Origin of the sequence: Pseudoalteromonas denitrificans DSM 6059 (assembly GCF_900112265.1) — a bacterium.
Lineage (GTDB): Bacteria > Pseudomonadota > Gammaproteobacteria > Enterobacterales > Alteromonadaceae > Pseudoalteromonas > Pseudoalteromonas denitrificans.
In genome coordinates, this window is the sequence record NZ_FOLO01000003.1 from 67,053 (window position 1) to 87,952 (window position 20,900).

The 20,900-nt window shown below is 34.8% G+C and carries 20 protein-coding genes; 11 read left to right on the top strand and 9 right to left on the bottom strand.

The features are described 5' to 3' along the window. Positions 1-111: 111 nt before the first annotated feature. The 4 genes from BM088_RS02985 to BM088_RS02995 form a co-directional block, all read right to left on the bottom strand. The gene (locus BM088_RS02985) at positions 112-1,185 is read right to left on the bottom strand and encodes a TonB-dependent receptor plug domain-containing protein (protein WP_342742226.1); all 1,074 of its coding nucleotides are present in this window, start codon (positions 1,183-1,185) and stop codon (positions 112-114) included. A 98-nt stretch (positions 1,186-1,283) separates the two neighbouring features. Beyond that, positions 1,284-1,418 (bottom strand): hypothetical protein, encoded by a 135-nt coding sequence (locus BM088_RS27875; protein ID WP_281247132.1) that lies wholly within the window; start codon positions 1,416-1,418, stop codon positions 1,284-1,286. After that, complete coding sequence (locus BM088_RS27645; protein ID WP_091979793.1) at positions 1,406-1,657, bottom strand: hypothetical protein; 252 nt, start codon at positions 1,655-1,657, stop codon at positions 1,406-1,408. Before BM088_RS27645 ends, BM088_RS27875 begins: the two co-directional genes overlap by 13 nt. Further along, a complete protein-coding gene (locus BM088_RS02995; RefSeq protein WP_091980052.1) occupies positions 1,650-2,195 on the bottom strand; it encodes a peroxiredoxin family protein in 546 nt (181 codons plus the stop codon). The genes BM088_RS27645 and BM088_RS02995 overlap by 8 nt, the downstream gene beginning before the upstream one ends. Positions 2,196-2,379: 184 nt before the next feature. On the opposite strand from BM088_RS02995, the gene BM088_RS03000 reads away from it, so the two are divergent. After that, on the top strand, positions 2,380-4,440 hold the full coding sequence (locus tag BM088_RS03000) for a TonB-dependent receptor (protein ID WP_091979795.1): 2,061 nt from the start codon (positions 2,380-2,382) through the stop codon (positions 4,438-4,440). 45 nt (positions 4,441-4,485) lie between these two features. Here BM088_RS03000 and BM088_RS03005 read toward each other — a convergent pair whose 3' ends face one another. Further along, positions 4,486-5,013: a response regulator transcription factor gene (locus tag BM088_RS03005; RefSeq protein ID WP_091979797.1), complete on the bottom strand. Its 528-nt coding sequence runs from the start codon at positions 5,011-5,013 to the stop codon at positions 4,486-4,488. Positions 5,014-5,029: 16 nt separating this feature from the next. Continuing rightward, complete coding sequence (locus BM088_RS03010) at positions 5,030-6,289, bottom strand: ATP-binding protein (protein WP_245763742.1); 1,260 nt, start codon at positions 6,287-6,289, stop codon at positions 5,030-5,032. A gap of 133 nt (positions 6,290-6,422) precedes the next feature. Here BM088_RS03010 and BM088_RS03015 point away from each other — a divergent pair, with 133 nt between their 5' ends. The 6 genes from BM088_RS03015 to BM088_RS03040 all read left to right on the top strand — a co-directional run bounded on the left by BM088_RS03015 (position 6,423) and on the right by BM088_RS03040 (position 10,735). Continuing rightward, complete coding sequence (locus tag BM088_RS03015; protein ID WP_091979801.1) at positions 6,423-7,253, top strand: flagellar motor protein MotB; 831 nt, start codon at positions 6,423-6,425, stop codon at positions 7,251-7,253. An 11-nt stretch (positions 7,254-7,264) separates the two neighbouring features. Further along, positions 7,265-8,050: a motility protein A gene (locus tag BM088_RS03020; RefSeq protein WP_091979802.1), complete on the top strand. Its 786-nt coding sequence runs from the start codon at positions 7,265-7,267 to the stop codon at positions 8,048-8,050. A gap of 122 nt (positions 8,051-8,172) precedes the next feature. Further along, entirely contained in the window at positions 8,173-9,246 is a 1,074-nt protein-coding gene (locus BM088_RS03025; RefSeq protein WP_091979804.1) for a ketoacyl-ACP synthase III, read from the top strand. 152 nt (positions 9,247-9,398) lie between these two features. Beyond that, on the top strand, positions 9,399-9,692 hold the full coding sequence (locus BM088_RS03030) for a PilZ domain-containing protein (RefSeq protein ID WP_091979806.1): 294 nt from the start codon (positions 9,399-9,401) through the stop codon (positions 9,690-9,692). A gap of 46 nt (positions 9,693-9,738) precedes the next feature. Continuing rightward, complete coding sequence (locus BM088_RS03035; protein WP_091979808.1) at positions 9,739-10,407, top strand: AAA family ATPase; 669 nt, start codon at positions 9,739-9,741, stop codon at positions 10,405-10,407. Beyond that, positions 10,394-10,735, top strand: coding sequence for a hypothetical protein (locus BM088_RS03040; RefSeq protein WP_091979810.1), 342 nt, complete (start codon positions 10,394-10,396; stop codon positions 10,733-10,735). Before BM088_RS03035 ends, BM088_RS03040 begins: the two co-directional genes overlap by 14 nt. Positions 10,736-10,761: 26 nt before the next feature. Here the strand turns inward: BM088_RS03040 and BM088_RS03045 are convergent, their stop codons facing one another. Next, complete coding sequence (locus BM088_RS03045) at positions 10,762-12,132, bottom strand: leucyl aminopeptidase family protein (protein WP_091980055.1); 1,371 nt, start codon at positions 12,130-12,132, stop codon at positions 10,762-10,764. 66 nt (positions 12,133-12,198) lie between these two features. Then, positions 12,199-12,573 carry a hypothetical protein gene (locus tag BM088_RS03050; protein ID WP_091979812.1) on the bottom strand — a complete coding sequence of 125 codons (375 nt, stop codon included), beginning with the start codon at positions 12,571-12,573 and terminating at the stop codon, positions 12,199-12,201. A 112-nt stretch (positions 12,574-12,685) separates the two neighbouring features. On the opposite strand from BM088_RS03050, the gene BM088_RS03055 reads away from it, so the two are divergent. From BM088_RS03055 to BM088_RS03065, 3 genes are all read left to right on the top strand, one after another. Further along, positions 12,686-12,835: an oxidoreductase-like domain-containing protein gene (locus BM088_RS03055; protein ID WP_091980057.1), complete on the top strand. Its 150-nt coding sequence runs from the start codon at positions 12,686-12,688 to the stop codon at positions 12,833-12,835. 237 nt (positions 12,836-13,072) lie between these two features. Beyond that, positions 13,073-15,694 carry a TonB-dependent receptor plug domain-containing protein gene (locus BM088_RS03060; RefSeq protein WP_091979814.1) on the top strand — a complete coding sequence of 874 codons (2,622 nt, stop codon included), beginning with the start codon at positions 13,073-13,075 and terminating at the stop codon, positions 15,692-15,694. A 504-nt stretch (positions 15,695-16,198) separates the two neighbouring features. Continuing rightward, the gene (locus tag BM088_RS03065) at positions 16,199-18,733 is read left to right on the top strand and encodes a TonB-dependent receptor plug domain-containing protein (RefSeq protein WP_091979816.1); all 2,535 of its coding nucleotides are present in this window, start codon (positions 16,199-16,201) and stop codon (positions 18,731-18,733) included. A gap of 173 nt (positions 18,734-18,906) precedes the next feature. Here the strand turns inward: BM088_RS03065 and BM088_RS03070 are convergent, their stop codons facing one another. Continuing rightward, positions 18,907-19,812, bottom strand: coding sequence for an alpha/beta fold hydrolase (locus BM088_RS03070; protein ID WP_091979818.1), 906 nt, complete (start codon positions 19,810-19,812; stop codon positions 18,907-18,909). Between the two features lie 127 nt (positions 19,813-19,939). Between BM088_RS03070 and rlmF the strand changes: the two genes are divergently transcribed. Next, a complete protein-coding gene (gene rlmF / locus BM088_RS03075) occupies positions 19,940-20,887 on the top strand; it encodes a 23S rRNA (adenine(1618)-N(6))-methyltransferase RlmF (RefSeq protein ID WP_091979819.1) in 948 nt (315 codons plus the stop codon). Positions 20,888-20,900 lie beyond the last annotated feature (13 nt).

Consider the following 20,900-nt stretch of genomic DNA (forward strand, 5'->3'; position numbering starts at 1 on the left):
TTATTAAACAAAACTGGACGGACTAGTTTGATTTAAACTATCAAGGCTTGTGATCTAAGTCAATTTAGTTGCTACTCTTGTATCAATCAAATTGAAAGTACCATGATAATCTTATTTTTTTGCCTGCTCCTGGTACTTTGCCATCAGGTACTCTTGAGTCAAAAGTTGTGTAATTTTTATCTGGAATATTATTAATATGTAAACTGAGTCTTGAATTGTTTTGAATTTTCCAAATAATCGACGCTGATAATAATGCATCTTGTAATTTAAGTAGCTAGTGTAAAAATATTGATAACTTTCATTTATGGAAGAATTAAATAAAAAAGTAGAGGTTAGTCCCCAATCAAAATGGCTTGTATTTATGCCTGCTTGAGATTGTTTTGCTCTTCTTAATTCAAAGTCGCTGGATAATGTATACGTTTTATTCAGTTTAATTTGATGATCAAGATTAATTTCTTTTGTTTTCCAAAATGGACCAACTAAAAATTCATTCTCAACTATCCCTAAATTATCAGGGATCACCATACCAGAAGATGAAATTTGATGTTCACCGTATAACAGTTTTGTACTTAAAGTGCTTCTTTTATCCTGCCACCAGCGATAATGTGCACTCAGGTAAGCATTTTGACTTTCATGTTGATTGTTAGATGAAAAACCACTTAAATTAATAAACTCATCTAAGTTAACTTTATTGTATCGAGTGCTGAGTTTAAGGTTTTTATAATTGAGTTTGAACTCAAAGAAAATTGATTTTAAAGGATCTTTCGCTATTTGATCAGAAGAAACGTAATATACTTGGCCATTATCTCTATCAAGCGCTAAATTGATATTTACTTTTAATGTATCACTTAACGATTTATACCAAGACGAAGCCAATTGATATAGGTTATTATTCCCGATTGTGACTTTTATATTTTTTTGTTCTTCTTCGGTAAGTATATTCATTACCCCTAAAAATGCATTACTTCCATATAATGCAGAGCCAGGACCTCTTATAAATTCAATTCTTTGAACAATCGATGCGGGTATAAATGGCGTGTAAACTAAAGCTTTGCCAAATGATATTTCATTTAACCTCTCTCCATTGATCATGATTAATATATATCCATTATCTAAAAATACGCCTCTAGCATGTTCTTTTGGTACGGCTCCTACCCAATCACCTCGCGCAACCTGGAAACAGATACAAAATTGATGATGTCATATGCATTGTGAATACCTAAAGATTGAATTTTTTGTTTAGAAAATAAAGTGATCGAAGAAGGTACTGATTTGAGCGTTTCTTAAGTTTTAGTGGCTAAATCTATATTTACATTAAGTAACTCATCAAAAGTAAGGTTAAGATTGTCTTTTTCTAATTTCTCAATAAAATTTACGGCTTTAATAAATTTAGTCATTTTGTTATTTATTTGAACCATACTTTTCCACCAATTATTTTATAAGCGGGTGTACCTTTGATCAAAGTTTCTCTGGCAAACGACTGCCCACAATTAGGGCACAAACACCGTTTTATAGTGAAGTCTTGACTGATCCTTTCTTTAAAACACTTTACTAAGGCGCCCTTGCCTCCTTTTCTGTATTTAAATAATTGTGTCTTGCATTTAGTGCAAAAAATATCTACTGTTTTAGTTGGACCTTTTTTATTGGGTTTAGCCATTTTTCTTCGTTTTACTCTTAGCAATATTTAAAATTTTTAAATTGTCAGCTATATCCTTTGCAGCGGTTTTAGGGTTTATATCTTCATCAATCTTTAAAATCTTTCCGTTTTCTCCAATATAAAATGTGACTCTACTGGCTACACGAAATAAGTTAAGTACATCATATGCTTTTGCTATTTCTTTTGTAGGATCACTTAACATAGGAAAATCAGCTTTTGTTTTTTTAGCAAAGTCACGGTTATCGTCAAGTGGATCAACGGATGCCATAAAATAAGCGGCTTTGTATTGTCTGATCAAATGACCTTGCTTGACTAAGGAAAGACATTCTAGGGTACAACCTCTTGTATTTGCCATTGGATACCAAGCTAAAACAATCGTTTTTTTATTTTTAAAATCAGATAATTCATAAAACTTACCTGTCGTTGCCTGTAATCTAAAGTTAGGAGCTAAGTCTCCAACTTTTAAGTCTATTGCTAATACTGAAAAACTCATCGTTAAAATCAGACTGATAATGAGTCTGTTCATTATAAATATCATAAAATTCATCCAAATCATTCATTGCGTTTAATGATATAGATCAATCTAAAAAAACGCAAAATATGATTTAAAAACAACAAATTAAATTAGGTGCGACATAATGCCGCACTTTAGCATTCTCCCTTTGTTCTAAACATTAATTACCTAGAAAATATAGAGATGAAATTTATAAGGTGTTTATTATATGAAATTTAAAACTCTCTCTATTGCAATCTCTCTTGCTTTGTCTATTACCAGTGAAATGGCTTTTGCTAATGAACAACAATTAAGTGCTATAGAAGTTATAACAATAAAAGCACCTAAATTGACTCATTCAGAAACAGCTTTAGCTGAAGGCAATTTAGTCATGCCTGATGTGGCTGATTGGCTAAAAACGGTACCTGGTGCTGATATAAATAAAAATGGTCCAATTACAGGTATAGCACAATATCGCGGTATGTATGGTGATCGTATCGCTAAAAGTATCAGTGGTCATCAAATTATTAGTGCTGGTCCTAATGCTATGGATGCCCCACTTACTTATATTAACCCAATAATGGTTGATTCAGTTGCTGTATATCGAGGGATCGCACCTATAAGTAGTGGTATTGATACTTTAGGTGGTTCAGTTGAAGTTAACTTAAAACGTGCATTGCCAAATAAAGAATTTGAAATAACAGGGGATCTTGCGACAAGTTATAATGATATCAATAATGCATCAAATTTAGCGGGAGATATAAATTTTAGTGGTAATAATTTAGCACTATTAGCATATGTAAGTAATCAAAAAGGTGATGATTACGAAAGTGCGAATGAAGCGGAAGTAAAGTCGACTCAATATGATAAAAAACAGCATGGCACAGATTTAAGATATGCAATAAACCGCTTCACTTTAGGTGTAACTTGGCATCATTCAGAAACTAAAAACTCAGGAACTCCTGCCTTACCGATGGATATAGATTATATTAAATCTGATAGATATAACCATGATGGTGAATATGACAGTGAAAACTGGCAATTAAACTGGCAGTTTGGTTACCAAGATGCGACTCACGGTATGGATAATTTTAGTCAACGGGAAAATAACATACTTGCAAAGCATAGATATAATACCGCGGATGCAAAAACCTTAGATTATAAAATTGAATACATCCAAGATGAATTAACTCTGGGGTTTGAAGGATTCGACTCTGAACATAATTCAAACATAACAAACCCTGATAATATGATGTTTAATGTTTTAAATTTCAACAAGGTAATAGATGAACGTAATAGCATTTATGCTCAATGGCAACCGAGCATTGGTGAAACATCATATACATTTGGGGTCCGACTCAAAAATAATAAAGCAGATGCCAAAAATGTTGCAACATCGATGGCAATGATGAGCATGCATGTTAAGGCCCTACAGGATGCATTCAACTCATCTGATAAAAGTGTATCTGATACCACATATGATATTGCTTTAAATAGCCAGAAAGTATTATCTGACAATACCTCATTGAATTATGCAATAGCAATTAAGCAAAGAGCTGCGAGCTACCAAGAACGCTATCTGTGGTTACCTATGCAGGCGACAGGAGGTTTAGCTGATGGTAAAACCTATGTTGGCAATATTAACTTGGAGCCAGAAACAGCTTACCAATTAGATGTAGGTTATAATTATGAAGCACACCATTTTGCAATTGCGCCTCACTTGTTTTACCAAAAAGTGAATGATTATATTCAAGGCACACCTTCTAAAAGCATGCACGTAAAAATGGTTGCAAATATGATGATGGGTGATGAAATGCCACTTGAATTTACAAATATAAATGCAAAATTATTTGGTGCAGATTTAAATTGGCATTATAAAATTAACGATAAAATGAAACTATCCGGTATTGCCAGTTATGTACGAGGAAAGCGTGATGATATTAATGATGATCTTTATCGTATAATGCCTTTAAATACGCGTATTAATATAAATTATCATCACGCAAACTGGCAAACAAACTTAGCATTGCATGCATATAATAAACAAACACATACCTCAGAACTGAATAATGAAAAAACAAGTGCTGGTTATGCTGTGATTGATTGGCAGCTGGATTATTTTTTAACAACAGGTCTTGTTGTCAGAGGCGGGGTTAATAATTTATTAAATAAAGAATACAGTGACCATTTAGCGGGTATTAATCGAGCAAATGGCAGTGAAATTGAGAAAGGTCAGCGTATTCCAGCTATGGGTAGAAATGTATATTTAGCAATGGATTACCAATTTTAATCGAGACTAATGTATCAAACCGAATTATCATCAACAAAACCTGTTTTATTTTGAAACAGGTTTTTTTTGCAATTTACGTTGTAAAGTACGTCTATGCATGCCTAATTGTCGTGCTGTAGCTGAAACATTTCCCTCGTTACAATTAAGCACTTGCTGTATATGTTCCCACTCAAGACGTTCCGTTGACATAGTATCCGTTTCTATTTCATGTGCTTCATTATTAGAATTTATTCCTGTGAGTGATTTTAGAATCATTTTAGTATCTGCAGGCTTTGCTAAATAGTCATCAGCACCTAAACGCATTGCTTCAACCGCTGTAGTGATACTTGCAAAACCCGTTAATAAGACTAATCGCACTTTTGGCAGAGCAGCTCTAATGGGTTTAATTAAATTTAAGCTACTTTCATCAATAAGTTTCATATCTAGTAGTATGTGCGTTGGTTTAAGCTGTAAGCATGAATGTAAAACCTCATCTGCTTGATGCGTTTCAAAACAATTAAATCCGTGTTTTGTAAACCTTCGATTAAGGGTTGCTGCCAGCGATTTATCGTCTTCAATTATTAATAACTTCATTTTAAAGCGTCCATATCTAGGTTTTTCTTACAGATATAGTGACATGTGCAATTGCGCCTTGTTCTGGGTGGTTGTACAATTTTAAATCCCCGCCTAGCCTTTCAAAGGTTGAATTTGAAAGCAAGATTGCCATGCCCAAACCTGAGTCACTTTTTACTAATTTCTCACCTAAAAGACCTGATTGTGTTTTAAGGCCAGGCCCAAAGTCTCTCAATTCTAAATGTAATGAATTATCATTTAAATAAAGCTTTAAGATCAATTTATTTTGATTGTTTTTTTCATTTGCTTTAACACCGTTTTGGATCAAGTTTAATAAAGCGGGCAGAAACATTGCATCTGTCTCTATCTGAATCGTCTCAATTTCACAGTTACCATCTTTAACAATATCAAGTTCAAGCAGTGGGAAGTTTAATTTTGTACTATCGATGAGCCCAGATAACATTTCTTCAATGTATAAAAGCTCTTTTTTATTTTCACGTATTGAAGTTGCTAACGAGCGAAAATAGCCGAGTTGTTCGGAGCATTGCTTTAATGGAAAATTCATAGCGGTTACAGCAGGATCATTTGGATAATTTTCAATAAGTTCATCAAATAGTAATTGTAAATTACTCAATGGCGTTGCTAATTGATGGGTAACTTGTGCTGATGCAACACCTAAAGCAAGCAATTGTTCACTTCTTAATTGCTCTTCCCTTTGCTTAGCTAGGGCTCGTTCTCTACTTGTTATCACTTTTGCCATCGCACCTACAACAAATGTGACAACAATAACTGATAATAAAAAATTTGCCCACATGCCTATGAAATGATTGCTCATATCCATCTGATGCATGCTATGTACAGGCATTTTAATTAATAAACCACTATAGGCCAAAATCGCACTAACAGAAATAATAGATAATAATCTCGCTGGTAAACTCACTGCAGCAATGACGATAGGCATTAATAACAATGAGACAAAAGCATTTGTCGCACCACCGCTATATGACATTAAAACGGTTAAAAACATCACATCAGCTAATATCTGCATTAAAATCCCTATATGCGTTGATATCCGTTTTTTAAAATATAAAATGCTTAATAAATGAAATAAAGTTTCAACGCCTATTACAATCAATAATGGCTGTAAAGCAATTTTTAACGACATAATAAAATAAACAGCAAGTACTGTGGTAAATTGAATAATAATTGCGATAGTTCGTAATAAAAATAGTCTTTGAATTGCTGTTGTTGCTTTAAAATCAAAAAAATACATGCGTTTTATCAATATTATATTCATTTCAGTTATGATAAATAATATAACAAAATAATAATTTCAATTCTTTGATAATTCTCAATTTAAAAGCAGTTATTGCAACCTTTTAAATACTCAATTACTATTTTACTACTACAGAGAATTAAAAATATACCTGATGTCACATACCACTGAAGATTTTGAAGACGAAAAAGCCAAAGGAAGCCCTAGTTGGATGACAACTTTTGCAGATCTAATGTCTTTACTCATGTGCTTTTTTGTATTGCTTTTATCCTATTCAGAAATGGATGTTTTAAAGTTCAAACAAATTGCAGGCTCAATGAAAATGGCTTTTGGTGTGCAAAATCAAATTCAAGTTGAAGATATTCCAAAAGGTGTATCTGTTGTTGCTGATAGCTTCTCCCCTAGCATTCCAGAGCCAACTCCTATTGAAGCTGTGCAACAAAGTACCAGTGATCTAACTCAAGAAAACCTAGAAATAAAAACTGGAAATAAACAAACTATAAAAGATAATGATCAATATAAAATAAAGTTAGAGCAAATATTTGAACAAGAAATTGAAGAGGGTTTGATTGAATTTGAACTACTTGGTCAACAACTTATTATCAGATTAAAAGAGCAAGGATCATTCCCATCCGGCTCAAGTTTTTTACAACCTAGTTTTAAACCTTTACTTGTAAAAATATCCCGAGAATTAAATGCTATCCCCGGTGAAATAACCGTGTCAGGACATACAGACAACCTTCCTGTGTCAAATGAACTACATAACAATAATTGGGATTTGTCGGCAAAACGAGCTGCGGCTATATTAAACGAGTTGCTTAAAAATATTCATTTTGATTCATCAAGAATTAAAATGCAGGCATTTGCTGATAATAAACCATTGTTTAAAAATAATAGCGCTATAAATCGCAGTAAAAATCGACGTGTAGAAATTGCAATCAATCAAGGAAAGCCAACTGAAATGGCTCCAATATCAATTAATTAAAGGGCTTCATAGTGGACAAAGCGAGTGGTTTAGGCATTAGTGTTATCATTCTAGCAATTATATTTGCAATCAATATGAGTGGCGCTGAGCCTGGAATTTTTATTAATATACCTTCAATATTTATTGTCGTTGGTGGTACATTTGGTGCCGTGATGCTCAGCTATCGGATCAGTCATTTTTTTAAGGCATTATCAAATATAAAATTGGCATTTAGTAGTAAACAACCTAATTTATTTGAAACTTTGGATATTTTAATTGAGCTAAGTGAAACAGCTCGAAAAAAAGGTGTTTTGGCATTAGAAGATGTTGCTTTAGAAGATGAAATGCTTCAAAAAGGCGTAAATTTATTACTAGATGGGCATGATACCGACACAATAGAATTTGCATTTAACCGTGAAATTTTACAAGCTCGCCAAAAAAATAATCAGTCAATAAAAGTGCTTAATTCTTTTACAGAATTAGCACCAGCCATGGGCATGATAGGCACTCTGATAGGTCTGGTTGCTATGCTTGTTTCTATGGATGACCCAAAAAGCATTGGACCTTCAATGTCGGTTGCTTTACTTACCACTTTATATGGTGCTTTACTTGCTAATGGTTTTACAGGACCATTTGCAAATAAATTAGGTGAACGTGCCGATGAAATAAAACAGCACATGATGCTTGTGAGAGACGGTATTTTGCATATTTCCCGTGGTGATAACCCAAAACTCATTATGGAAATGTTAGCAAGTTATTTAGGCGAAAATATAAACAGTCCAGTGAGTGAAGCCCAAAAAGAACAAAATATAGCCTAAAGTAACAAATAGTTAAGCTTTAATCGTCATTAGTAGTTTTATACTAGTAATTTTGCTATAACTCATCAGACCATTAGCAATTTAATTATCTGCAATATGATGAACTGAATTCGGAACACATTATGATTTATGCAAATATTACCGGTTGGGGTAAATGTATACCACCAGCAAAACTTACAAATGATGATTTAAGCACTGTTGTTGATACCAATGATGAATGGATAAAAACAAGAACAGGTATTTCTGAACGAAGAGTAAGTCATGTTTCTACTGCAGAACTTGCTACGATAGCCGCACAACAAGCAATTGACTGCGCCGGATTAAAAGGCGACGATATTGATTTAGTTATGTTGGCAACATGTACTCCTACAACTTTGGTTGCCAATACAGCTTCTTTGGTACAAAAAAATATAGGTGCAACAGGCGCAGCAGCATGTGATATGAATGCAGCATGTTCTGGTTTTTTATATGCATTACAAGCTGCAACAGCACAAATAAAATCAGGCATGATAAAAAAAGCAGTTATTGTAGGTGCTGAGCGTATGACTTGGCACGTAAACTGGGCTAAACGCGATAGTGCTGTTTTATTTGGCGATGGTGCAGGTGCTGTCGTACTTGAAGCGAGCGAAGAAAAATCAGGATTACTCGCCAGTAAAACAGGCTGTGATACCAGTAATAGAGATATTCTGCATATTACTAATTTTGGTACCGAGATCGATAAATACGAGGCACCTCTTGGGCCATCTAACTTGTTATTTGAAGGCCGTGAAGTCTTTAAACGCGCAGTTAAAGGCATGAGTGAAGCGTGTGACGATGTGCTCAATCAGGCGAATTTAAATTTAGATGAAATTGATGTTTTAATACCACATCAAGCTAATTTAAGAATTATACAAGCAATACAACAACGTTTATCTGTGAGCGATGAAAAAGTCATGGTTAATATACAAAACTATGGAAATACTTCTGCTGCAACTATCCCAATTGCATTATGTGAAGCTGTAGAGCAAGGTATGATCAAGCCAAATTCAAAAATTATGTCAGCTGCTTTTGGAGCTGGGTTAACTTGGGCGGCAAGCTATATACAGTGGGGAGATCGTATTACCCCTATTAACAAAAGTTCAGTTCAGTTGTCTGAATGTGAAAAAACAGGGCTTGAACTAATAGCACCAGCTGTTAAAGCGTGTAACAATTTATAACTTCTATTCAAATGGTAAAAACAAAAATCAATTTTTGTTTTTACCTTCTTTTCATTTCTCCCTTTTATAATCTTTATTTCAATACAGATATTTTAAACTACACTTAAATCAGTTCGTGAAAATTATATTGTCGCATTTTAGTGGAGTTGTTAATGGCAAATATTGAGGATAGGCGTGCTTTTTTACGTCTTGATATGGAAAAAGAGCTAATAACTGTTAGTTGGTTTGATACGAATGAACGTCAATTTATAAGAGATGTTATGTGCATCGATGTATCTAAAGGTGGGTTCAAGATAAGTATAGAACGAGAAATAGCAGTCAATACTGAAGTAAAGGTACAGTTTAAATCTCATTTAAAGCAAAGCAAAATATATGTAGCAAAGGTTTTAAGGGCAATTAAACAAGATCATGGTTGGTATGATATTGGATTAGAGTTTATTAAATGAGTGGGTGTATGTACTTTTTGTAATTAAGGAATTGGAGTTAATATTTATGATCATTCTCATTGGTGGTGAAAAAGGAGGCAGTGGTAAAAGCTGTTTAGCACAAAACTTAGGTGTATATTTGGCCAAGTTCAAAGAAGCATCTGTTTTAATGATTGATTGTGATCCTCAAAGAACAACATCAGATTGGATCCAAGCAAGAAATAACAATCCAGATTTACCACTCATAAATTGTGTTCAGCTTTATGGAAAAATTAGAAATGACTTAATGAGTCTTGAAAATAATTATGATTTTTTACTAGTCGATTGTGGCGGCCAGGATAATCTTGCTTTACGTGCTGCTATGTCTGTGGCTGATCATGTATTGATCCCACTGAGACCTAAACGCCGAGATTTAAAAACAGTCCCCCATATGGAAGATATTTTATCTACCTGTAAAATGGTGAACCCTAAAATGAATGCTTCATTTGTTATGACCCAATGCCCTTCATTGCCTAATCAAGCTTCACGCATAATCGAGGCTAAAGAAGTGTGTGAAACATATGGGATTAATGTTCTGAACTCTATTACTTATAGTCGTAATATTTATGATGATAGTGAAGAAAATGGGGAGTCTGTAGTTGAAATTGATCCTGATAGTAAAGCCGCAACAGAAATTATTGCAATTGCAGAAGAAATGTTGGCTATAAAACCCGGAGACTCGCATGAGTTTAGCTGACTTAAAAAGGAAAGCTGCGGCCAAAAAACATAAAAAACTTGATGTAGATGATTTTATAGAGGATGCCGCTGCTTATGCAAAGGGCCAGTCTGTCATATCTCAAAATAAAATTACTGGCAGTGATATTAAAAAGCCACGCCATCGTAACTATAAAAATGCGACTTTTACCCTCTCCCCTTCAAATATTGAACAACTTAATGAATTAGCTGAGCATACTGGTTTTGCGAAGTCGCGTATATTAAGGTTATTAATTGAAAAGTTAGCGGATGGAAGTGACATTGAAATAAATGCATTATTGGAAAGTCTAGAGAAAAAAAATAAGCCTTAATAAAATATTAAGGCTTATGTCTCACGTTATACGTCTGAAGTATAACGTGTTCGAATATAATCAAACATTGCACGTATCCCAAATGCTTCACCACCTAGCGGACGTCCAGGTAACTTACGGTTATTCCATGCCATAACATCAAAATGAACCCAAGGAGTTGTTGGTTCTACAAATTCCTGTAAATATAAAGCTGCTGTGATTGCACCACCAAAACCTGATTGTGCACAATTAGATAAATCGGCAATATCACTTTTGAGCATATCTTTATAAGGTGAATACAAAGGCAATTGCCAAACATTATCTTCTACATTTTTTCCTGCTTGAATTAGTCCTGCTGCAACTGCATCATTATTTGTGAAAAAACCAGGAAGTTCGGTACCTAATGCCACTCTACATGCACCTGTTAAAGTCGCAAAATCGACTAATAAATCAGGAGAGTCATTCTGGGCCTCAGTTAACGCATCACATAAAACAAGCCGCCCTTCAGCATCTGTATTGTCTATTTCAACCGTTAAACCTTTCCGAGTTTTTATTACATCACCAGGTCTAAATGCATTATTTGAAACCGCATTTTCTACCGCAGGAATAAGTACACGTAAACGGACAGGCAACTTAAACGCCATTATTAAATGTGCTAATCCAATAACATGCGCAGCGCCACCCATGTCTTTTTTCATTAATCTCATGCCGGCACCAGGTTTTAAATCTAGACCACCAGAGTCAAAACAAACGCCTTTACCAACGAGTGTTACTTTAGGTGCGTTCTCATTTCCCCAATTTAGTTCAATAAGCCTAGGTTTATGTTCACTTGCGCGGCCAACCATATGAATTGTAGGATAGTTTTGCTCTAATAATTCATCACCAATCCATTGACTAAAGCTGCCACTAAAATTATGTGCCAAGTCTTGCATTATCTCAGCTAAATGCTGCGGCATCATGTCACATGCCGGTGTATTAACTAAATCCCTTACATACACAACACCTTGAATTAAGTTGATGTGTTCTTGTAATTCTTGTTCTGAAGGGATCACTAACTTTGCAACATCTTTTGAATGTGTTTTATAAGAGTCAAATTGATAAGCGCCTAACGCCCAGCCAAAAGCAACTAGCCTTCTATGATCTTCACTTCCCTGAAAGACATAATTTCCTTTGGGTAATAAAGATACTAAATCACCACATTGCCAATAGCCGTTAACATCTTCAGTGAAAAATATGGCTTGTGCGACTTCACCAGTTGTATTATCAGGTAAAAGCGTTAAACCTTTACCATTAAATGAAGTAGAGTTTAACCAAGATTGAATAAAGGGAGTTTGTTTTGTTTTCCAAGTATCAAATTCAGAAGTTGGAAGAATAACTAAGGGCGTTCCTGTATTACCAAAAACAAAAAGATGTGTCATATCAAGCTCGAAATACTGATTAAATAAGCCTAAGCATACCAATTTAATTCATTGAAAGGTATTGCTTTAACCTTTAGGTTTGATCTTATTTTCATTTAAAGAATTAAAAGAGCTTGGCAGTACCTCAACCCCTACAACTTTACCTAACTTTACAATAACTGGAATAGTAATTGGTGCAAAAGGTAAAACGGCAAATACGCCTAGCCCTAACCCTTTAAGCACATCTAAAAACTGTTGGTTTGCAACTTTAAGTTCTTCTGAACTGGCTTGTTTTTGGGTATATCGCTTATAAATAACCAGCATTTCTTTGGTTTCGAGCGTTTCTTGCGCTAAAGCAACTTTTAATTGCAACATGGTACGACGCAATCTTAAACGATTTCGTTTGTGACTAATTTTTATGACTCTAATAGGTGCTTTATGAATAAAGAAAAATAATTGCATATTATAATTGTCACATACTCTGGCATTAAGTGCCAAATTTAAGTGTAAAATATCGAAAGAAAAAAATGGATATGATAATATTTATAAAATTTCAAGCAGAAAATTAAATATTATGCAAAACGAAGCCGTAAATAAACCCCAAAAACCAGCCGATGATGATTGTTGTGGTGGTGGAAGTTGCTGCCCTTGTGTTTGGGATACTTATCATACTGAACTCGCCCTGTGGCGCTCAGCAATAAAAGAACAAGAAAATCTAAAGTAAAATTATTAACTGGCCTTTTTATCACTTCATATTTCATCTGAAATACCCCAAATATTTCTAGTTTGTTTATATTTTTTAAATAATTAACCATAAATAGAGGCAAAATCACAAATTCCTTCCTAATATTAATTATCTAAAATATTTGAGCTTTAATTGAAGTTAAAATCTATATGCTCCAAATATTTTGTATAAAGCTAACATTTTAATAAAAATGTCATTATATCTTGGGGATATACAATGAAAATGCAATACAACTCACTTCATATAGCAATCAAATTGGGTCTCACACTCTCTGCTGGTTTATTATTTTCAGGGCTTGCTGTTGCTGTTGAAGAAACAGAAACAGCTGATAAAAATATCGAAAAAATTGCAGTTATAGGTTCAAGAGCCGCACCGCGTTCAATAGGCGAATCACCTGTACCCATAGATATCATAGGGGGTGATGAAATGGGAAAAACAGGTAATACTGACATGTTAGAAATTTTAAAAGGCAGTGTTCCCTCTTTAAATGTACATCAAAACCCAATTAGTGATGCGGCATCTCTTGTTCGCCCAGCAAACCTTAGGGGTTTACCTGCCGATAGTACACTCATTTTAGTTAATGGTAAGAGACGTCATAAAGCATCTGTTATTGCCTTTTTAGGGGGTGGTATAAATGATGGCGCACAGGGTTCTGATATTTCAGTGATCCCTAGTATTGCATTAAAACAAGTAGAAGTGCTGCGTGATGGTGCAGCAGCGCAATATGGTTCAGATGCCATTGCTGGCGTAATGAATTTTGTGCTTGATGACTCGGCAGATGGTGGTTCTTTGGTTGTACGTCACGGCGAATATTTTGATGGTGATGGTACAGCCACTGAGGTCTCAGGCAATGTGGGTATGCCACTTACCAGAGATGGGTTTGTTAATTTAAGCTTTCAATATAAAAATGCAGATGCTACTAGTCGCAGTGTTCAACGTCCAGATGCCGCTGCTTTTATTAGCGCGGGTGTTCCAGGCGTTGCAGATCCAGCTCAGGTTTGGGGGTCTCCAGAAATCGAAGATGATATCACTTTATTTGGTAATGTTGGTCTAGATTTAGGTAATGATAAAGAATTTTATATGTTTGGCAATTACTCTGAACGTGATGTTCGAGGTGGTTTTTACTATCGTAATCCCCATACACGTGGAACTGTTTTTTCAAATGATGATGGTGCAACTTTATTAGTTGGTGACCTAACTCCAGGCCCTGTAGGGCAAATAAATGATGGATTAGGTATGGGTGATGGCATAGATTGTCCTATCATCCCAATAACGACAGGTGATGTTACTAGCCAACAAAATTATATAGATGGGATCGCAAATAACCCAAACTGTTTTGCATTTAATGAAATGCTTCCGGCTGGGTTTACACCTAACTTTGGCGGAAATATAACCGATACTTCTTTAGCTATTGGTGTTAAAGGTGAGATTACAGATGGTTTTTTAGAAGGGGTTTATTTTGACTTGAGTGGTATTGTTGGTCGAAATGAGTCTCAATATTTTATTTTTGATACGATAAATGCATCATTAGGCCCTGATACGCCACGTGATTTTAACCCTGGTAAATATATTCAGTTAGAAAAAACATTTAACTTAGATTTAGTGAGATCATTAGATATGAATCTTTATGATGATATAAATCTTGCAGGCGGTCTTGAGTGGCATGAAGAAACATTTGAGGTAGTAGCGGGTGATGTTGCTTCATTTACCCCTGGGCCTTTAACCTCACAAGGCTTTGGTATCGGGTCGAATGGCTTTCCAGGATTTCAACCTGCAGCAGCAGGTGTCAGCTCACGTCGTAACTATGCTGTATATATAGATGTTGAAGCACCAGTATCTGAAACCTTTTTACTAGGTGGTGCAGTAAGGTTTGAAGATTATGATAGTTTTGGCTCTACCACTAATTATAAACTTTTAGCACAGCTGAATGTAACTGATGATTTATCATTTAGAGGTTCTTTTAGTACGGGGTTCAGGGCACCGACAGTTGGTCAAGCAAATGTGAGTAACGTTCAGACTAACTTATCTGGCGGTGTATTGGTAGACTCAGCATTATTACCGCCAACAAACCCTATTTCATTACAACTAGGGGGTTCTGAATTACAACCTGAAGAATCTGAAAGTTATACCTTAGGCGCAGTTTATGAAAGTGGCGATTTTTTCTTAACGGTGGATTATTACAATATAGAGGTTGAAGACCGTATCAGCCAGTCAGAGAAAAAGACATTATCTGATGCTGACAAAGCATCACTTAAAGCAGCAGGTGTTCCTAATGTAGATAGCTTGCAACAAGTGAGCTTTTTTACAAATGACTTCGATACTACAACAGAAGGTGTCGATTTAGTTGTTAATTATACCGCAGAGTTATTTTCTGGAGATTCTACATTTAGCTTAGCTTATAACTGGAATGAAACTGATGTCACTCAATTCTCAGCAATAACAGGTGATTTTAAAGTAAGCCGTTTAGAAAATGATTTACCAAATCATAGAGGAACCTTAACATGGGCACAGGAATGGGAGTCTGTCGCCATGTTTACCCGCGCTAATTACTATGGCAAATATCAAGGCGTACATGTGGATTGGGATGCAACGGCAAATAATGCGGATGCTGCCGTTACTGTTGATGCCGAAATAAGCTATTTTGTAACTGACTCTATTACTTTATCTCTTGGTGCACAAAATGTATTTGATCAAGAAGCTGAGAAAATAAATATTCCTGAAGCAAATAAACAAGAATTTGGTATTTCAAATAATTCTTGGGGTGGCAAATATTACGAAACTTCTCCTTTTGGTTTTAATGGAGGCTTTTACTATGTAAAAGCAACTTATAATTTTTAATTAAAGAACAGCATACTAAAGGGCTTATCAGTGATAAGCCCTTTTTATTTCTACATAAAAAGGGTTAAAGCCTCAACCCTTTTACATCTCTTAATAATATAATCTTACAATAAACGAATATATCCAATATTTGTTAATATTATGAATACTTGATATAGCAAGGATATCAATTTATAAAAATTAACAAAGTTATTATTATAAAAACCCAGCTTTCTCTATTTTCAATATAACTCAATTAAAACAGCCTCTTAAGTTCATTGTAATAAGTTGTAACTTCTATTTAAAGATACATTTAGTTAAAAATTATTTTTTATATGGAGGATTATCACTTTATATCTGTCTATTTAAATGAGGTTTAGTTACATCTTGTATACATAAAATAAACGATTGATAGTTATGTAAATAAATTGTATAGATAATAAAGAGATATAAACGCTCACAAACATTTTAGGGGTAAACATCCCTATAAATGAATAAAAATAAAATGATATCTGGGGATATACAATGAAAAACAAATTCAACGTGCTGCATACAGCCGTTAAAATAGCGTTAACCAGTACAGCTACAGCGGGTCTATTATTGTCTCAATCTGTTTATGCTGCTGATGAATCACAAGATAATAAAGCAGAAGAAAATATAGAGAAAATTGCCGTAGTTGGTACACGTGGTGCACCTAGGTCTATTGATGACTCACCTGTACCGGTTGATGTAATTGGCGGTGATGAATTAAGTAAGTCTGGTAATACAGACATGCTTGAAGTATTAAAAAGTACAGTGCCAGCATTTTCAGTACAAACAAATCCAATAAGTGATGCTGCTTCATTTATTCGTCCAGCAAATTTACGTGGTTTACCTGCCGATAGCACATTAATTTTGGTAAATGGTAAACGTCGTCACCGCTCCTCTGTAATTGCTTTACAAGGAGCAGGTATTAATGATGGTGCACATGGTGCTGATATTTCAGTTATTCCAAGTGCTGCTTTAAAGCAAGTCGAAATTTTACGTGATGGTGCAGCGGCACAATATGGTTCAGATGCAATTGCAGGTGTTATTAATTTTGTATTAAACGACAGCGACGAAGGTGGTTCTATTTCTGCTCGCACAAGTGAGTATTATGAAGGGGATGGCAGAAGTTTTGAAGTTTCAGGAAATATTGGTTTACCATTAACTGATGATGGCTTTGCTAATTTAAGCTTCCAATATAAAAATGCCGATGCAACAGATCGCAGCGTACAACGCCCTGATGCAGCTGCGATGATTGCTGAAGGTAATACTGCAGTTAAAAATCCAGCACAAGTTTGGGGTTCTCCAGAAATAAAAGATGATTTAACTCTTTTCATAAATTCAGGTATTCAAATTAATGATGAAACCCAAGTATATGCTTTTGGTAACTATTCAGATAGAGAAGTAACGGGTGGTTATTACTTCCGTAATCCACTTAACCGAGGCGGTGTGTTTGGAGATGGTAATGGAAATTTATTAGTCGGTGATTTAACTGCCGATGGTTCAGGTAATTGTCCTGTAGTGCCTGTGACAGATAACAATGTACTCAACGATCCTGCATATTTAGCTATGGCTGCAAATCCAAATTGTTTTAGCTTTAACTCAATGTTTCCTGGTGGTTTCACACCACAATTCACCGGTAAAATCGAAGATAGCTCATTTGTAGCTGGCATTAAAGGTGAGTTTTCAGGGATTGATTATGATGTGAGTTTATCAACAGGTCAAAATGAGTCAGGTTACTGGCTAAGAGATACAGTGAATGCTTCATTAGGTCCTGCGTCACCAACTGATTTTTACACTGGCTCTCATATTCAAAAAGAAACAGCTTTAAATATAGATCTTGTTAAAGATATTGATGTAACTTCAATCGAATTTTTAGTTATTGCTGGTGGCTTTGAGTATAGAGACGAAAGTTTTGAAGTTATTGCCGGACAACCTGAATCTTACGCGAAAGGTAACTTGTTTGAACAAGGTTTTAGTGATGGTTCAAATGGTTTCCCTGGTTTCAAACCCGAAGCCGCTGGAAAGTCTTCACGTTCAAACAGTGCTGTTTATGTGGATGTAGAAGCACAGTATACAGCAGACTTTTTAATGACCTATGCTGTTCGATATGAAAATTATGATAGTTTTGGTTCTGATACTAACTATAAAGTTGCAGCGCAATATAGTGTCACTGATGATTTCTCTTTAAGAAGTTCACTGAGCACAGGTTTTAGAGCGCCAACGGTTGGTCAAGAAAACTATCGTAATGTTCAAACTGCACTTGATGGTGGTGTATTGATAGATTCAGCATTAATTCCTTCAAATGATCCTATTGCTGTTGCATTAGGTGCAACAGAACTAACACCTGAAGAGTCTGAAAGTTTTGCAATTGGTGCTGTGTGGAATGTTTCTGACATTCATTTAACATTAGATTTATACCAAATTGATGTAACAGATCGCATTTCGCAATCAGATAAATTTCCAGTAGATTCTAATGATCCAAGTAAAGGTAAAGTAAGTTTCTTTACTAATGATTTTGATACTAAAACATCAGGTCTTGATTTTGTAGCTGGTTATCGTATGGCTTTATTTGGGGGGGATGCAAGCTTTAATTTGGCTTATAACTACAACAAAACTGAAGTAACCAATCAAGGTAAGGTTACAACGGACTTTAAAGTTTCACGTATTGAAAATGATATACCAAAACATAAAGGCACATTAGCCTGGACTCAATCGTGGGATAGCTTCTCTATGCTTGCTCGCGCTAATTACTTTGGTGAGTTCCAAGGTGTGCATGCTGATTGGGATTCAACAGCCAATGATGTTGATGCTGCTGTAACTGTAGACCTAGATGTGACTTATTATTTAACAGAAGATTTATCTGTAAGTGTTGGTGCACAAAACTTATTTGATAAATACCCAAATGAAGTTGCTGATTTTGTTGATGGCGGCGAGATATTACCGGGTGACTTATTAGGTGCTAAATACTATGAAACTTCACCATTTGGTTTTAATGGTGGCTCTTATTACTTAAGAGCAACTTACAACTTCTAAAAAACTCCCTATCACACTGACTTATATACAAAACATTGTAAATAAGTCGGTGTTTTTTTATGTCTAAATTTTGTTCGGAGGTAAAACGCTGGTAACCCCCTTTTTAGTCTCTACGATTCCGAAATATTCGAATTATTTTTTTATAGCGTTAAATATTTTGTATTTATATATGTTTAACTATATTTCTTAAACCAGGCCATGACATCTAAAAATTGATCATCGTGGGCTTTGGGATGAGTAAGCATATTTATATGATCGTAATTGTGCCCATGACCATATTTTTTGCCATAAAGGTTCATCTTTTGCTCGCCTTTACCTGATTCGTCTATAAATTTTTGTATATCGATTGTTTGAGCAAGGGCTTTATCTTTAACTGCAGCAATATGCAGAATAGGCGGCAAAGATAAGTTTGAAATTGCATCCCCATAATCAAATTTATCAAGTGGGTCAATCCAGGGAGCTATTTTTGCCCAGGCAACACTGTGCTGAAGTGATTTTGCTGTTTCATCATCAGAACCCCAGCCTAATTTTTTAGCAGGCAAAAATCCTTTCTTTTTTACTATTTTAGGAGCAAGAAAGTACCAAAGTAAATTTGCTTTAAATAACTTTTCTGGATGTTTATTATATAAAGAACGTTTAGATCCGAAATAAACACATGCCTTAATAGAGGAAATAGCTTCAGGGTAACGTGCTAAATAACTGTTCATCAAGACCCCTCCCCATGAATGTGCAATCCAATACTGAGGTGCTTCTCCTGTAAACTCTTTTATTTTATTTAAAAATATAGGGATATCCTCAATTATTGCCTCATTTTGACCATAATCTGAATCAGCATTAATATTAGGTTTACTCTCCCCTCGTCCTCTTAAATCAGCAACAAAACAATTAAATCCCTGGTTTGCCAAAAAAGGAGCAAGCCCTCTGTTTTTATTGCTATAGAATATCTTTCCATTTTCTATGGCGCCATGTAAAAAAAATATTGCGGGGCCTGGTTTTTGTTCATGGAAAATATGCCTTAAATGTAAAGTTTGTTTACTGCAAAGAGGAATTAAAATTGAGGTTTGTTTAACGTAATTCATATCTAAATCATTATTTACCAAATTAAAGACATCGTACCAGTATAAAATAAAAACTAAAAGGCATAAACTAGAACCATAAAATGATTCAGTTTATAATGACATCCTTATTTATATTTTAGATTGATATATGACCCATTCAACAATAAAGCCTAAATTACACCCTAGGAATAAGCATATAAATGGGTATGATTTTAAATTATTGACTCATGTTCTTCCCGAGTTAAAGTCATGCTTAACTATTACACCAAGGTCTCAGCAAAGCATTGATTTCAGTAATAGTCTCTCTGTAAAGTTGTTAAATAAAGCACTTTTAAAAGCATGTTATAAAATAGATTTTTGGGATATACCCGACACTTATCTTTGCCCTGCTATCCCTGGAAGAGCAGATTATATTCACTATTTAGCTGATTTATTGTCACATGATAATCAAAATACCATACCTACAGGGAAGAAAGTACGCGCATTAGACATAGGAACAGGCGCTAATCTGATATATCCGATATTAGGACAAAAAGAATATCAGTGGCATTTTTCTGCATCTGATATAGACCCTATTTCAGTCAAAATTGCAAAGCAACTTGTTCAATTTAATAATTTAAAAATAGACATCAGGCATCAGAAAAATAAAAGTAATATATTCACCCATTTGCTCACAACAAAAGATAGCTTTGATGTCACCTTATGTAATCCTCCGTTTCACGCCTCTCTTGATGAGGCAACAAAGGGTTCAAAGCGAAAATGGCAAAATTTAAATAAGGGTAGAAAGCAAAATGCTCCTGATACTAAACTTAATTTTGGCGGTCAAAATGCAGAGTTGTGGTGCCTAGGAGGGGAGTTAGAATTTATAAAAACGATGATCGCAGAAAGTGCTGAGTATAAAAATCAATGCTTATGGTTTACTTGTTTAGTCTCAAAAAAAGAAAACCTAATGCCGCTTTATAAAATATTAAAACAAGCAAATGTTGCACAATTTAAAACTGTTGATATGGCACAAGGTCAAAAAATGAGTCGATTTATAGCATGGAGCTTTTTAGACAAAAATGAAAGACAAGTTTGGGCAAAAGAAAGCTGGTAATTAAACCAGCTTT